The organism is Amycolatopsis sp. MJM2582 (genome assembly GCF_000754115.1).
Taxonomy (GTDB): Bacteria; Actinomycetota; Actinomycetes; order Mycobacteriales; family Pseudonocardiaceae; genus Amycolatopsis; species Amycolatopsis japonica.
The window spans coordinates 370,342-387,506 of sequence record NZ_JPLW01000006.1 but is presented as its reverse complement, the minus strand read 5'-3'; the positions used below and the strand labels follow the sequence as shown (position 1 = coordinate 387,506).

Genomic DNA, 17,165 nt, shown 5'->3' with positions numbered 1-17,165 from the left:
TCACGACCTTCCGAATTCCTTGTGCAAGATGTCGAACAGCTCGTCGGCGCTGGCGTCGGCCAGGTCGCCGTCACCCTCGTCCCCGGCCGGGCCGCGGGATTCGGTCCACCGGGCGAGCACCGCGCGCAGCCGGTCGGTGATCCGGTCCGCGGTCTCGTCGTCGGTGACCGCCGCGGCCAGCGCGGTCTCCAGCCGGTCGAGGTCGGCCAGCACCGCCACCTCGGGCTCGGCGCCCACCGGTTCGCCCAGTTCCGCCAGCAGATGCCGGGCCAGCGCGGCCGGGCTCGGCTGATCGAAGACCAGCGTGGACGGCAGCCGCAGCCCGGTCGCCGCGCCGAGCCGGTTGCGCAGCTCGACCGCGGTCAGTGAGTCGAAGCCGAGGTCGCGGAACGCCAGCTCCGGGCCGACCTTGGCGACCGACGCGTGGCCGAGCGCGGCCGCGGCGTGCGAGCGCACCAGGTCCAGCAAGAACGGCTCCCGGTCCGCGGCGGGCAGTGCCGTCAGCCGCTGGGCGAGCGACGGTCCGCTCGTGGCGGCCGCTCCCGCGACCCGCTTTGCCGGAGCGCCCGCGAGAACACGCAGCAGGGCGGGCACTTCGGGCTGGCCTCGGAGCGCGGCGGTGTCCAGGTGCACGGGCACCAGCGCCGCGACGTCCCGCTCCCCCGCCGCGTCGAACAGCGCGAGACCCTCCACAGAGGACAGTGGGCTGACCCCGGATCGCTTCATCCTGGCCACGTCCGCCTCGTCGAGGTGGCCGGTCATCGCGCTCCGCTCGGCCCAGAAACCCCACGCCAGCGCCTGCCCGGCGAGGCCGTCGGCCCGGCGGTGCTGGGCGAGTGCGTCGAGGAAGGCGTTGGCCGCCGCGTAGTTCCCCTGTCCGGCGGCGCCGAACGTCGCCGCGGACGAGGAGAACAGCACGAACGCGGCCAGTCCGAGGTCGCGGGTCAGTTCGTGCAGGTGGGCCGCGGCGTCGACCTTCGGGCGGAACACGGTGTCGAGCCGGTCCGGGGTCAGCGCCGGGATCAGCCCGTCGTCGAGCACACCGGCGGTGTGCACCACGGCGGTCAGCGGATGTTCCGGCGGCACCGAGCCGAGCAGTCCGGCGACGGCGGCGCGATCGGCGACGTCGCAGGCCATGACGGTCACCGTGGCCCCGAGCCCGGTCAGGTCCGCGACCAGCTCCCGCGCGCCCTCGGCGTCGAGCCCGCGCCTGCTCGTGAGCAGCAGCCGCCGGACGCCGCGCGTGGTCACCAGATGCCGGGCGAACAGACCGCCCAGCTTGCCGGTGCCACCGGTGATCAGCACCGTGCCCTTGGGGTCGAGGACGGCGGGCGGTTCCAGCACGATCTTGCCCGTGTGCTTGGCCTGGCTGAGGAACCGGAACGCCTCGGGGGCGCGCCGTACGTCCCACGCGGTGGTCGGCAGCGGCCGCACCACGTCCTTGTCCGCCAGGGCCAGGAGTTCGCCGAGGATCTCCTGGATCCGGTCGTGCCCGGAGTCGATCAGATCGAACGCGCGATAGGTGACGCCGGGATGCGCGGCCGCGACCTCGTCCGCGTCACGGATGTCGGTCTTGCCCATCTCGACGAACCGCCCGCCCTCGCGCACCAGCCGCAGCGACGCGTCGACGAACTCCCTGGCCAGCGAGTCCAGCACCAGGTCGACCCCTCGGCCGCCGGTGGCTTCGCGGATCTTGTCCTCGAAATCGAGGGTCCGGCTGGAAGCGATGTGGTCGTCGTCGAAGCCCATCGCCCGCAGCGTGTCCCATTTCGCGGGGCTCGCGGTCACGTAGATCTCGGCGCCGAAGTGCCGGGCCAGCTGGACCGCGGCCATCCCGACGCCACCGGCGGCGGCGTGGATCAGCACGGTCTGTCCCGGCCGCAGCTCACCGAGGTCGGCCAGGCCGACGTACGCGGTGAGGAACGCGACGGGCGCCGACGCGGCTTCGGTGAACGACCAGTCGTCCGGGACGGGCGCGATCAGCTTCCGGTCGGCGACGGCGACCGGGCCGAACGACGCGTCGAACATACCCAGTACGCGGTCGCCCGGCGCCAGGTCGGTGACGCCGGGGCCGGTCTCGGTGACCACGCCCGCGCCTTCCCCGCCGATGCCTTCCTGCCCGGGGACGAGCCCGAGGGCCACCACGACGTCCCGGAAGTTGAGCCCGGCCGACCGCACGGCGATGCGGACCTGTCCCTCGGCGAGCGGGGCCAGCAGATCGGGCCGGTCCCGCAACACCAGGTTCTCCAGGGTGCCGCCGCCGAGGGTGTCGACGGTCCACGCGCGGCTGCCCGAGGGCGGGACGAGCGCGGTGTCGGCGGACGCCTTGACCAGCCGGGCACCGAGCACCGTTCCGGCCCGCACCGCGAGCTGGGGCTCGTCGAGCGCGAGCGCCTCGGCCAACCCAGCCTCGGAGCCGTCGGTGTCGAGAAGACCGAACCGGCCGGGATTCTCCTCCTGCGCCGTGCGCACGAGACCCCAGACCGTCGCGGTAGCCGGGTCGGACACCGGTTCGTCCGCGGCCACCGAGACCGCGCCCGAAGTCCGGAACACCAGCCTGGCGCCGGAGAACCGGTCGTCCGCCAGCCAGTTCTGGACGAGCGCCAGCGCGTCCCTCGCGGCGGCGTGCGCGCCCTCGGCGAGGTCGCCGGTGACGGGGGCGCAGTTCGTGACGACCACGTCGGGTTCCGGCCTGCCCGCGTCGAGATCCGCGGCGAGCTCCGCGAGGTCTGCGCAGTCCTCGCCGAGTACGACGATCGACGGCGCGATGACATCCTTTGTGGACAGATCCGTCCATTGGACCTGGAACAGCGAATCCGCCGGGTCCCGCCGGGCACCGGCGAGCTGCGCCTCGGCCACCGGCCGGAACACCACGGAGCCGATCGAGGCGACCGGCGCCCCGGCGGTGTCGGCGAGGTCCACCGTCACCGCGTCCTCCCCGGCGGGGGAAAGCCGGACGCGCAGGCTCGGCGCTCCGACGGCCGACAGCGAGACCTCGTTCCACGCGAACGGGAGCCGCAACTGTCCGTCGTCGGGGAGCAGCCCGAAGCCCAGTGCGTGCAAGGCGGCGTCGAGGAGCGCGGGGTGCAGGGCGAACGCGGCGGCCTCGGCGATCCGGTCCTCCGGGAGCGCGATCTCGGCGAACACGTCGTCGCCCCGGCGCCACGCGGCACGCAGCCCGCGGAACGCCGGACCGTAGCCGTAGCCCAGTTCCGCGAGGCCTTCGTAATGGCCGTCGAGGGAGATCGGTTCGGCTCCCGCGGGCGGCCACTGGGTCAGATCCGCCACCGACGTTTCCCCGTCCGCGGCGAGCAGGCCGGTCGCGTGCCGGATCCAGTCCGTGCCACCGGTTTCGTCCCGGGAGTACACGGCGACCTCGCGGGTGCCGTCGTCAGCGGATGCCCCGACGGTCACCTGGAGCCGCGCACTGCCGGACTCCCCGAGGACGAGCGGTGCCTCGATGGTCAGTTCGGCGATCCGGTCGCAGCCGGTGCGCTCCCCCACCGTGAGCGCCAGGTCCACGAGCGCCGCGCCGGGCAGCAGCAGGGCGCCTCCGACGGCGTGATCGGGCAGCCAGGTCTGGTTCCGCGCCGAGATCCGGCCGGTGGCCACCAGGCCGTCGCTGCCGGCCAGCGGGACGACGGCCCCGAGCAGCGGATGCCCGCCGTCGTCCAGACCGGCCTGCCCCGGGTCGGCGGAAGTCCGCGTCCGCAGCCAGTAGTGCTCGTGCTGGAAGGCGTAGGTCGGCAGGTCGACACGGGATCCGGGGAACAACGCCGCCCAGTCCGGGCTGAGGCCGTGGACATGGGCTTCGGCCAGCGAGGTGAGGAACCGGAGCGGACCTCCCTCGTCCCGGCGCAGGCTGCCGACCGCGACGGCGCGTTCTCCCGCGTCCTCGGCGGTGTCGGCGATCCCGGTGACCAGGACCGGATGGGGGCTCGTCTCGACGAAGAACCGGAACCCGTCGTCGAGCAAGCGCCGGACGGCTTGTCCGAAGTGGACGGTCCCGCGCAGGTTCCGGAACCAGTACACCGCGTCCACCACCGGATCGAGCGGCTCCCCCGCCACCGTCGAGTAGAACGGGATCTCCGGCACCCGCGGCTCGATCCCGTCGAGCGCGGTCAGGACGTCCTGTTCGATGGCGTCGACATGTGCGGAATGCGACGCGTAATCCACCGGGATCCGCTTCGCGCGCAGCCCGCTCGTCTCGCAAGCGGCCATGAGCGCGTCCAGACCGGCGACGTCACCCGACACCACCACGGACGCGGGACCGTTCACGGCGGCGAGCGAGACACCCTCAGGCAGCAGTTCGCGGACCCGGTCTTCGGCAGCGGCGACGGAGACCATGCCGCCCCGGCCCGAAAGCGCCGTGATCGCCTTGCTGCGCAGGCAGACCACCCGCGTCGCGTCGTCGAGCGACAGCGCGCCGGAGACACACGCCGCCGCGATCTCGCCCTGGGAGTGCCCGACCACGGCGGCAGGCTCGATGCCACTGGCACGCCACAACCTGGCCAGCGACACCATCACCGCGAACAAGGCGGGCTGCACGACGTCGACCCGCTCCAGCGCGGTCGCGTCCGAGAGCACCTCGGTGAGCTTCCAGTCCACATAGGACAGCAAGGTCGCTTCACACTCGGCCATCGAGTCGGCGAACACAGGCGCGGACGCCAGCAGTTCCACCGCCATCCCGGCCCACTGCGATCCCTGACCGGGGAAGACGAACACCGGTTTCCCGCTGGTCGCGGTCCCGGTCACGACCGAACCCGACGGCTCACCCGCGGCCAGTGCCGCCAACCCGGCGATCGGGTCTTCGCCGACGACGACGGCCCGATGCTCCAGCGTGGTCCGCGCGGTCGCCAGCGAATGCGCCACATCCACCGGACGTTCGTCGGCGAGGAAGGACTTCAGCCGTGCCGCCTGCGCGGCCACGGCCTCGGGTTCCTTGGCCGACAACGGCCAGGCCACGACGTCCCCGAGCAGCCCCGATGCCGGTTCGTCCCGCGTCTCGGCCACCTCGGCCTGTTCGAGGACGACGTGCGCGTTGGTACCGCTCATCCCGAACGACGACACCGCCGCCCGGCGCGGGCCGCCGGTCTCCGGCCACGGGGTCGGCTCGGTCGCGAGCTCGATCCGGCCCGCCGCCCAGTCGACCCGCGATGTCGGCGTGTCGACGTGCAGCGTGCGCGGCAGCGTCCCGTGCCGCATCGCGAGCACCATCTTGATCACCCCGGCGACGCCCGCCGCAGCTTGCGTGTGCCCGATGTTCGACTTGACCGAACCGAGCAGCAACGGCCGTTCCCGGTCCTGGCCGTAGGTCGCCAGCAACGCCTGCGCCTCGATCGGGTCGCCCAGCGTGGTCCCGGTGCCGTGCGCTTCGACGGCGTCCACTTCGGACGGTTCGAGCCGTGCGTTCGCGAGAGCCTGCCGGATCACCCGCTGCTGCGAAGGACCGTTCGGCGCGGTGAGGCCGTTCGACGCGCCGTCCTGGTTGACCGCGCTGCCCCGCAGCACCGCGAGCACCGGATGCCCGTGGCGACGGGCGTCGGAAAGCCGCTCCACGAGCAGCATCCCGGCGCCTTCACCCCAGCCCGTGCCGTCGGCGCCGTCGGCGAACGCCTTGCAGCGACCGTCCGCGGCCAACCCGCGCTGACGGCTGAACTCGACGAACGTGCCCGGCGTGGCCATCACGGTCACCCCGCCGGCCAAGGCCAGCGAGCATTCGCCCTGCCGCAGCGCCTGCGCCGCCAGATGCAGCGCGACCAGCGACGACGAACACGCCGTGTCGACGGTGACCGCCGGGCCTTCGAGCCCGAAGGTGTACGAAACACGGCCCGAGGCGACACTCGCCGAGGTGCCGGTGGCCAGGTAGCCCTCGACCCCGTCGGGCACCTCCGCCGAACCGGACACGTATTCGTTGTCCATCACTCCGGCGAACACGCCGGTGCGGCTGCCGCGCAGGGTGGCCGGATCGATCCCGGCCCGTTCGAACGCCTCCCACGACGTCTCCAGCAGCAACCGCTGCTGCGGATCCATCGCCAGCGCCTCACGCGGCGAGATCCCGAAGAAGCCCGCGTCGAAGTCCCCGGCGGTTTCCAGGAAGGCGCCTTGGCGGGTGTAGGAGGTGCCCCGGCGGTCCGGGTCGGTGTCGAACAGCCGCTCCAGGTCCCAGCCCCGGTCGGCGGGGAATTCGCCCAGCGCGTCCCGGCCCTCGGCCAGCAGGGCCCAGAGCCGTTCGGGAGTGTCGGCGTGACCGGGGAAGCGGCAGCTCATCGCGACGATCGCGATCGGCTCGTCGGCCGTCACCGCCGCCTGTCCGGTCTCGGGCCCGCCCTGCGCTCCCAGGACGCCCTCGCCGATGTGGGCGGCGAGCGCTTCCGGGGTCGGGTAGTCGAAGATCAGCGTCGCCGGCAGCCGCAGCCCGGTGGCGGCGGTGAGGCGGTTGCGCAGTTCGACGGCGGTCAGGGAGTCGAACCCGATCTCCTGGAAGGACCGCGTGGCCTCGACCGCGTCCGCCGCGGTGTGCCCGAGCACGGTCGCGGAATGGGTGCGCACGAGGTCGACCAGCAGGGTTCCCCGGTCGGCGGCGGGCACGGCGAGGAGCCGGTCCCGCAACGAGTCCGCGTCACCGGTGGTCCCGGCGGACGCGGCGCGGCGGACCGGGCCGCGGGCGAGACCGCGCAGCAACGGCGGAAGGCCGTCCGCGCCCATCGCGGCGACGTCCAGGCGCATCGGCACCAGCACCGGTTCCGCCAGCGCGCCCGCGGCGTCGAAGAGCTCCAGACCGTCCTGTGTGGACAGTGCGGCGGTACCGCTCTGGGCCATCCTGGCCAGCTCGGCCTCGCCGAGCGTCCCGCCCATCCCGCCCGTTTCGGCCCACAGACCCCACGCCAGCGATCGCGCGGGCAGCCCGTGCACGGTGCGCCGGACGCTGAGCGCGTCCAGGAAACCGTTCGCCGCGGCGTAGTTCGCCTGCCCGGCGTTGCCGAAGACCCCGGCCGCCGACGAGAAGACGACGAACTCGGCGAGATCCGCGCCCTTGGTCAGTTCGTGCAGGTTCAGCGCCGCGTCGACCTTCGGCCGCAGCACCTTCGCCAGCCGCTCCGGGGTCAGCGAGCCGACGAGGCCGTCGTCGAGGACACCCGCCGTGTGCACCACACCGGTCAGCGGATGCCCGGCCGGGATCCCGGCGAGGACGGCGGCGAGCGCGTCGCGATCCGCCGCGTCGCACGCCTCGACCGTCACCGACGCGCCCGCCTCGGTGAGTTCGGCGACCAACTCGGAGACACCCGGCGCGTCGTGCCCGCGCCTGCTGGTCAGCAGCAGCCGCCGGACGCCGCGTTCGCGCACCAGATGCCGGGCGAAGAGCGCGCCGAGGGCGCCCGTTCCCCCCGTGACGAGCACGGTGCCGTCGGGATCGAGGGCGGCGGGCATGGTCAGCACGTTCTTGCCGACGTGCTTGGCCTGGCTGAGGAAACGGAACGCGTCGGGGCCGCGCCGGACGTCCCACGCGGTGACCGGCAACGGCGTCAGCGCCCCGGCCGCGAACAGCTCCAGCAGCGCGGCGAGCATCTCGTGGATACGCTCCGGCCCGGCGTCGATCACGTCGAAGGGGTGGTACTCCACCCCGGTCTCCCCCGGTTCGCGGATGTCGGTCTTGCCCATCTCGGCGAACCGCCCGCCCGGGGCCAGCAGCCGCAGGGACGCGTCGACGTAGTCGCCGGCCAGCGAGTTCAGGACGACGTCGACCCCGCGTCCGGCGGTGGCTGCGCGGAACTTCTCCTCGAAGCCGAGGTCACGGGAGGACGAGAGGTGGGCGTCGTCGAAACCGTTGGCACGCAAGGTGTCCCACTTGCCCGGACCGGCGGTCCCGAACACCTCGGCCCCGGCGTGACGGGCCAGCTGGGTGGCCGCCATGCCGACGCCGCCCGCCGCCGCGTGCACCAGGATCGACTCCCCCGCTTCGAGCCGCGCGAGGTCGAACAGGCCGTAGTAGGCGGTGAGGAACACGATCGGGACCGAGGCCGCCGTGGCGAACGACCAGTCCTCCGGCATCTTCGCCAGCGTCCGGTGGTCGGTGACGACCTGGGGCCCGAAGCCGTTCGACATCAGGCCGAACACGCGGTCGCCGACGTCGAGGCCGGTGACGCCGGGCCCGATCTCGGTGATCACGCCCGCGCCTTCACTGCCGAGCGTGGCCGCGCCCGGGTACATGCCCAGCGCGATCAGGACGTCGCGGAAGTTGAGGCCGGCGGCCCGCACCGCGATCCGCACCTCGCCCTCGGCCAGTGGCGCGACCGCTTCGGGCGACGGCACCAGCGTGAGGTTCTCCAGGGTGCCGCGGCCGGTGGTGTCCAGCCGCCAGGCGCCCTCGGGCGGGGTCAGTTCCGTGGACGAGGCGGTGGTGGCAAGCCGCGGCGCGAGTGCCCGGCCGTCGCGTAGAGCGAGTTGCGGCTCGTCGACGGTCAGGATCCGCCCGTCGGGCAAGGTCTCGGCGTCGACCAGCACGAACCGCCCGGGGTTCTCCGACTGCGCGGCACGCACCAGTCCCCAGACCGCGGCGTGCGCGAGGTCGGTGACCGCTTCGCCGTCGACCGCGGCGACCGCGCCCCGGGTGTGGACGACGAGCGGACCGTCCGGCTCGTCGTCGAGCCACCGCTGGACGATTCCGAGGACCGCGGCCGTCGTCTCGTGGACACGCTCGGCGGAGTCGCCGCCGCGTGGCACGGAGAAAACGGACTCCGCGGGCAGGGCTTCGCCGGTCTCCGGGAGCGGGACCGGACGCCAGCCGACCCGGTAGAGCGAGTCGTGTCCCTTGCGCGCCAAGGCGTCGCCCGAGATCTCGCGCAGTGTCAGTTCCTCCGCCGAGACGACCGGGCGGCCGGTGCCGTCGGCGACCAGGACCTCGAACCCGTCGGGACCGGACGGCCGCAGCCGGACCCGGAGCCGGGTCGCGCCCGCGGCGTGCAGGCGTACCCCGGACCAGGCGAACGGAAGCCGCCTGCCGTCGTCGCCGCCCGCGAGACCGAGAGTGTGGAGCGCGGCGTCGAGCAGCGCCGGATGCACGCCGAACCGAGCCGCGTCGGCGTGGTGTTCCTCCGGGAGTTCGACCTCAGCGAACAGGTCTTCACCCGCTCGCCACGCCGCCCGGAGGCCACGGAACGCCGAACCGTACTCGAGGCCGGTGGCGGCGAGGCGCTCGTAGACGTCACCCACCTGGAAGGCCTCGGCGTTCTGCGGCGGCCAGGTCGTCAACCCGGCCGGTTCGACGGCTCCAGCGGCGGAAAGCAGACCGGTGGCGTGCCGCTGCCACTCTTCTTCGCCTTCCTGGCGCGAGTGGATCTCGACGGTCCGGTGCCCGGTGTCGTCGGCCGTGCCGACCAGTACGGACAGCTGCGTCGCGCCGCGCTCGGGCAGGACGAGTGGCGCTTCGAGCGTCAGGTCTTCGAGGTGGCCGCAGCCCGCCTCGTCCCCCGCGCGCAGGGCGATCTCGACGAACGCGGTGCCCGGCAGCAGGACCACGCCGCCGACCCGGTGTCCGGCCAGCCACGGCTGGGCGTGTCCGGACAACCGGCCGGTGAGCAGGAATCCGCCGTCACCGGGCAGGGCCGCGGCCGCGCCGAGCAGGGGGTGGTCGGTGGTGCCGAGCCCGGCTGCGGTGACGTCGCCCGCCGTGCCGCCTGCCGAGGACAGCCAGAAACGGCGGTGCTGGAAGGCGTACGTGGGCAGGTCGACGAGCTTCCCGCCGCCGAGCAGCGCCGCCAGATCGACGTCCACGCCGTGGGCGTGCAGGCCCGCGACCGCCGTCAGCAGCGTCTCCACCTCCGGCCGGTCGCGCCGCAGGGCCGGGACGACGACCGCGTCCTCGGCGCTTTCCTTGGCCATCGCGGTCAGGACACCGTCCGGGCCGATCTCCAGGAACCGCGTGACACCCTCGGCCTCCAGGAACCTGACCGAATCGTGGAACCGCACCGTGTCACGGACATGCCGGACCCAATAGTCCGAAGTGGACACCTCCGCCAAACCACCGGACACGATCGGAATCTGCGACGCCGCGAACGACAAACCGTCGACGATCGCGCGGAACTCGTCCAGCATCGGCTCCATCAGCGGCGAGTGGAACGCATGGCTGACGGTGAGGCGCTTGCTCTTGCGTCCCTCGAACCGAGAGACCACCGCGCCAATGGCGTCCTCGTCACCCGATACCACCACCGACTCCGGACCGTTGATCGCCGCCAGCGACACCCGCTCGGTGAGCAGCGGTGTCACCTCGGCTTCGGTCGCCTGCAACGCCACCATCGCGCCGCCGGTGGGCAAGGCCTGCATCAACCGGCCTCGCGCCGACACCAGCTTGGCGGCATCATCGAGGGAAAGCACGCCCGCGACGTGGGCGGCCGCGATCTCCCCGACCGAATGCCCCGCCAGGAAGTCCGGCCGGATGCCCCAGCTCTCCACCAGCCGGTACAGCGCCACTTCAAGAGCGAACAACGCACACTGCGTATTCGCCGTCTGGTTCAGCTCATCTGCCGACAAGTCCTTGAGCGGCTGCTCAAAGCGGGAACACACCTCGTCATAAGCCTCGGCGAACACCGGAAAGCGCTCAGTCAGCTCAAGACCCATCCCGAGCCGCTGACTGCCCTGACCGGTGAACAGGAACGCCGCCCGGCCCTCCGTCGCGCGACCGGTGACGGCGAGGTTTTCCAGCCCGGCCAGCAGGGTTTCCCGGTCTGCGGCCACGACGGCGGCCCGGTGCTCCAAGGCCGCGCGGGTGGTCGCCAGCGAGAACGCGACGTCGGACAAGGCGGCAGGTGTCTCGGCCAGGAAGTCCCTCAACCGCGACGCTTGGTCGTGCAGGGCCGCTTCACTCCCGGCGGACAGGACGAACGGCGCCGGTCCCTCACCGGATTCGGCGGCCTCCACCGGAGCGGGCCCCTGCTCCAGGACGATATGCGCGTTGGTGCCGCTGATCCCGAACGACGACACCGCCGCACGCCGGGGCCGCCCGGCGTCCGGCCAGGGACGCGCCTCGGTCAGCAGGGAGACCGCGCCCGCGGTCCAGTCCACATGAGACGACGGTTCGGTGACGTGCAACGTCTTCGGCAGCACCCCGTGGCGCATCGCCTCGACCATCTTGATCACGCCCGCCACCCCGGCGGCGGCCTGGCTGTGCCCGATGTTCGACTTGATCGACCCGAGCCACAGCGCGGCGTCCTCCCGGCCCTGGCCGTAGGTCGCCAGCAGCGCCTGCGCCTCGATCGGGTCGCCCAGCGTGGTGCCGGTCCCGTGCGCCTCGACGGCGTCCACTTCGGACGGTTGCAGACGCGCGTCTGCCAAGGCCCGCCGGATCACCCGCTGCTGCGAAGGACCGTTCGGCGCGGTGAGCCCGTTGGACGCACCGTCCTGGTTCACCGCGGAACCCCGGACGACGGCCAGGATCCGGTGCCCGTTGCGCTCGGCGTCCGAGAGCCGCTCCACGAGCAGCATGCCGACGCCTTCGGACCAGGACGTGCCGTCCGCACCGTCCGAAAAGGACTTCGAGCGGCCGTCCGGCGCCAAGCCTCGCTGACGGCTGAAGTCGACGAAGGTCTCCGGGGTGGCCATCACGGTCACCCCGCCGGCCAGTGCGAGCGAGCATTCGCCGCGCCGCAGCGCCTGAGCTGCCAGATGCAGGGCCACCAGCGACGACGAACACGCGGTGTCGACGGTGACGGCCGGGCCTTCGAGGCCGAAGGTGTAGGAAACCCGCCCGGACAGCACACTTCCGGAGTTGCCGGTGCCGAGGTAACCCTCGACGTCGTCGGGAACGACCGTGGCACCGGTGAGGTAGTCGTGGTACATCTGCCCGGCGAAGACGCCGGTGTCACTGCCCCGCAGCGTTCCGGGGTCGATCCCGGCCCGTTCGAAGGCCTCCCACGAGACCTCCAGCAGCAGCCGCTGCTGCGGGTCCATGCCCAGTGCCTCACGCGGCGAGATCCCGAAGAAACCGGCGTCGAAATCGCCCGCCTCGTGGAGGAATCCGCCCTCGCGCACGTAGCTCTTCCCCGCCTTGCCGGGGTCCGGGTCGTAGAGGCCCTCGACGTCCCAGCCGCGGTCGGCCGGGAAGAGCGAAATGCCGTCGCGGCCCTCCGCGACCAGCCGCCAGAGGTCCTCCGGCGACGCGACGCCGCCGGGGTAACGGCACGCCATGCCGATGATGGCGATCGGCTCGTCGGCCACGGTCGCGGACCGCCGGATTGGGACGTCGGGCGCGACGCCGAACAGTTCGGCGGCGAGCAACTCCGCGAGCGCCTTCGGGGTGGGGTGGTCGAACACCGCGGTCGCGGGCAGCCGGAGCCCGGAAACGGCGTTGAGGCCGTTGCGCAGTTCCACCGCGGTCAGCGAGTCGAAACCCAGTTCCCGGAACGGGCGGGCCGGTTCGACGGCTCCGGCGTCCCGATGGCCGAGCACGTCGGCGACTTGGCCGCGCACCAGCGCGAGCAGTTCCCGGTCCCGTTCCTCGACGGGCAGCGAAGCCAGCCGGTCACGCAGTTCCCGCGCGGCGGGGGCGGCCGACGCGGTCCGCCGGGATTTCCCGGCGAAGGCCCGCAGGAGCGGGACGTCCGTGACACCCGTGCGCAGGGCGGGCACGTCGAGCCGCATCGGCACGAACAGCGCTTCCTTCGCTCCCACGGCAAAGTCGAAGAAGGTCAAGGCGTCGCCGACCGGCAGCGGCAGCAGACCGGAGCCCGCCATCCGCGCGCGATCGGTCCCGGCGAGCGCTCCCGCCATCCCGTCGCCGGTCTCCCAGAGTCCCCACGCAAGCGAGGTCGCGGGCAGTCCGCGTTCGCGGCGGCGCGCGGCCACCGCGTCCAGGGCGGCGTTGGCGGCGGCGTAGTTCGCCTGCCCCGCGCTGCCGAGCACACCTGCCGCGGAGGAGAAGAACACGAGGTGGGCGTCGCCGGCCAGTTCGTCGAGCAGGAGCGCGCCGTCCACTTTGGACCTGAACACGGTTTCGAACCGCTCCGGGGTCAGGTCGGCGAGCAGGCCGTCGTCGAGCACACCCGCGGCATGGACGACCGCAGCCGGCGAAACGCCGTCGAGCAGCGCCGTCAACTGGTCGCGGTCCGCGACGTCGCAGGCGACGATCCGTGTCTGAGCGCCGAGGTCCGCCAGTTCGGCGGCCAGCTCGTCCGCGCCTTCCGCGGCGGGACCGCGGCGGCCGGCGAGGATCAGGTTCCGCACACCGCGTCGCGTGACGAGGTGACGGGCGAGTTCGGCGGCGAGCGCGCCGGTGCCGCCGGTGATCAGGACCGTTCCGTCCGGATCCCAGCCCGGTCCGGTTTCACCCCCGCGCACCGGGGTGAGCCGCGGGACGCGGACCTCGCCCTCGCGCACGACGGCTTCGGTCTCGCCTGAGGCCACGATGCCGGCCAGCAGGCCGTCCGTGAGCGTGGTGGGGTCGTCGGCGTCGACGAGCACGAACCGGCCGGGGTACTCCTCCCGCGCCGAACGCACCAGCCCCCAGACCGCGGCCTGCGCCGGATCGGTGAACGCGCCGCTGGTCAGGAACACCACGGGGCCTTCGCCCGGCTCCACGGCGATCTCCCAGGCGTGCGCCGTCGCGTGCCGGACGTCCGCGAAGTCCACAAAGGACTCAACGGGCGGTTCCCCGGCCCCGGCGGGCACCGTCACCGGCGTCCAGGTGACACGGAACAGCGAGTCACGGGGAAGCGAGGCGGCCGCGGCGACCGGAGCCCGCAGGCTGAGCGAGCCGACCGACAACACCGGAGCTCCGGCGGGATCGGTCGCGAAGACGGAGACGGCGCCGTCGCCCGCCGGGCTGAGACGGACTCGGAGCACCGTCGCGCCGTCGGCGTGCAGGCGGAGATCCGACCAGGCGAAGGGGATCTCCAGCCCCCGCGACTCTCCGATACCGATGGCGTGCAGGGCGGAGTCGAACAACGCGGGATGAATCCCGAAGGTGCCAGAAGTGTCGTCCACCTCGACTTCGGCGAACACATCGCCGTCGCGGGTCCAGACGGCACGGACACCCTGGAAGGCGCGACCGTAGCCGAGCCCTTCGGCCGCCAGGTTCGGATAGAAGTCTTCGAGGTCGACAGGCTCCGCTCCCGTGGGCGGCCACTCGGTCATCTCGTCCTGTGTGGACAGTGCAGCACCGAGGACGCCGGAGGCGTGCCGCACCCAGAGGTCGTCGTCCTCCGGCCGGGCGTGCACGGTGACCGAGCGCCTGCCCTGGTCGTCCGCGGCCCCGACCGCGACCTGCAGCTGGACGCCGCCCTTCTCGGGCAGCACCAGCGGCGCTTCCAGGTTCAGTTCCTCGACGGCCTCACAACCGGCCTCGTCGGCGGCCGCGAGCGCGAGTTCCGCGAACGCGGTACCGGGCAGAAGCACGTTTCCGCCGACGACGTGGTCCGCCAGCCACGGCAGTGCGCTCAGCGAGATCCTGCCCGTCAGGAGGATCTCGTCCTCGCCCGCCGGACGGACGGCGGCGGCGAGCAGGGCGTGCGGCGACGCGTCCAGCCCGGCGGCGGAGACGTCGCGGTGAGCGGCACCGGATTCGAGCCAGAAGTGCTCGTACTGGAACGGATACGTCGGCAGATCGACGGGCCGGGCACCGGCGAACAGCGGCGCCCAGTCGACCTCGGCCCCATGGACGTGCAGTCCGGCGACCGCCGTCAGCAGGGTCGTCACCTCGGGGCGATCCCGTCGCGAAGCCGGGAGGACGACGGCGTCCTCGGCGCTTTCCTTGGTCATGGCGGTCAGGACGGCGTCGGGTCCGATCTCCAGGAACCGGGTGACGCCCTCGGCCTTCAGGAATTCGACCGAATCGTGGAACCGCACCGCGTCACGGACGTGCCGGACCCAATAGTCCGAAGTGGACACTTCAGCCAAGCCGCCGGACACGATCGGGATCCGCGGCTCGGCGAAGGTCAGGCCCTCCACCACCGCGCGGAAGTCGTCGAGCATCGGCTCCATCAACGGCGAGTGGAACGCGTGGCTCACCACAAGGCGCTTGCTCTTGCGCCCCTCGAACTGGGAAACCACCGCGGCGACGGCTTCTTCGTCACCCGAGACGACCACCGACTCCGGGCCGTTGATCGCGGCCAGCGACACCCGCTCCGTCAGCAACGGAGTCACTTCGGCCTCATTCGCCTGAAGAGCCACCATCGCGCCACCGGTCGGCAATGCCTGCATCAGGCGACCACGAGCCGACACCAACGTCACCGCGTCGTCCAGCGACAGCACACCCGCGGCATGAGCCGCCGCGATCTCCCCGACGGAATGCCCCGCCAGGAAGTCCGGCCGGACGCCCCAGCTCTCGACCAGACGGAAGAGCGCGACCTCGTACGCGAACAACGCGCACTGCGTGTTCGCCGTCTGGTTCAGCTCCTCGGCGGACAGGTCCTTGATCGGTCGCTCGAATCGCGAGGAGACGTCGTCGAAGACCTCCGCGAACACCGGGAAACGCTCGGCCAGCTCACGGCCCATCCCGAGCCGCTGGCTGCCCTGGCCCGTGAACAGGAACGCCGTCCCGCCGTCCGTCGCCCGCCCTTCCACCAAAGTGGCGGTGAGCAGGTCGTCCAGCGTGCCGACGACGGCGGCCCGATGTTCCAGGGCGGTCCGCGTGGTGGCCAGCGAGAACGCGAGGTCCGCCGCGGTGACGTCCGAATCCCGCGCGAGTTCCCGCACGCGTGCCACCTGCTCGCGCAGGGCGGCTTCGGTCTTGCCGGACAGCACGAACGGCACCGGCCCCGCGAGCGTGGACGGCTGTTCGTCCTCCGCGGCGGGCTGTTCGAGGACGACGTGCGCGTTCGTCCCGCTGATCCCGAACGAGGACACCGCGGCGCGGCGGGGGCGATCCGTCTTCGGCCACGGTTCGGCCTCGGTCAGCAGCGAGACCGCGCCCTCGGACCAGTCCACATGGGACGTCGGCGCGTCGACGTGCAAGGTCTTCGGCAGCACACCGTGCCGCATCGCCTCGACGAGTTTGATGATCGAAGCGACCCCGGCCGCGGCCTGGCTGTGCCCGATGTTCGACTTCACCGAGCCGAGCCAAAGCGGCGTGGTCCGATCCTGGCCGTAGGTGGCCAGCAAAGCCTGCGCCTCGATCGGGTCACCGAGCCGGGTCCCCGTGCCGTGCGCTTCCATTGCGTCCACATCGGACGGTGTGAGCCGCGCGTTCGCCAGCGCCTGCCGGATGACCCGTTGCTGGGAAAGACCGTTGGGCGCGGTGAGCCCGTTCGACGCGCCGTCCTGGTTCACCGCGGATCCGCGCACGACGGCGAGGACGCGGTGCCCGTTGCGGCGGGCGTCGGAGAGCCGCTCGACGAGCAGCATGCCCGCGCCTTCACCCCAGGCGGTGCCGTCAGCGGCCTCGGCGAACGCCTTGATCCGCCCGTCAGCCGCGAGCCCGCGCTGACGGCTGAAGTCCACGAACGCCGCCGGGTTGGCCATCACGGTCACCCCACCCGCCAGCGCCAGAGAGCATTCGCCCTGCCGCAGCGCCTGCGCCGCCAGATGCAGCGCCACCAGCGAAGACGAACACGCCGTGTCGACCGTGACCGCCGGGCCTTCGAGCCCGAAGGTGTAGGACACGCGCCCGGAGGCGATGCTCGCGAAACTCCCGTTGCCGAGATACGGCTCGAGATCCGCGGGCGGCGTGCCCGCGATGGCCGAGTACTCGTTGTGGATGACCCCCGCGAACACGCCGGTCCGGCTGCCCCGCAGGGAATCCGGGGCGATCCCCGCGCGTTCGATCGCCTCCCAGGAGATCTCCAGCAGCAGCCGCTGCTGCGGGTCCATCGCCAGCGCCTCGCGCGGCGAGATACCGAAGAACGCGGGGTCGAACCGGGCGGCGTCGTGCAGGAAGCCGCCTTCCCGGACATAGCTCTTGCCCGGTTTGCCCTGCTCGGGGTCGTAGAGCCCGTCGAGGTCCCAGCCGCGGTCGACCGGGAATCCGGTGAGGCCGGTGCGTTCCCCGGCGACCAGGTCCCACAGTTCTTCCGGCGAGCGGACCCCGCCCGGGTAACGGCAGGCCATGCCGATGATCGCGATGGGCTCGCCGGTCAGGCGCCGGTTCTCCCCGCGCAGGCGGTCGGCTTCCTTCAGCGCCGCCCGCAGGGCCTCGACGACCTTGTTCTCGGATGTGGACATCGCAGCTCCAGGGT

At 72.5% G+C, this 17,165-nt stretch carries 1 protein-coding gene; it reads right to left on the bottom strand.

What is annotated here, in order from left to right:
• A complete protein-coding gene (locus ED92_RS32925) occupies positions 1 to 17,151 on the bottom strand; it encodes a type I polyketide synthase (protein ID WP_052121012.1) in 17,151 nt (5,716 codons plus the stop codon).
• Between the last annotated feature and the right edge of the window lie 14 nt (positions 17,152 to 17,165).

Coding starts and splice junctions, on each gene's coding strand:
- ED92_RS32925 (WP_052121012.1), bottom strand. CDS start 17,151: ATGTCCACATCCGAGAACAAGGTCGTCGAGGCCCTGCGGGCGGCGCTG.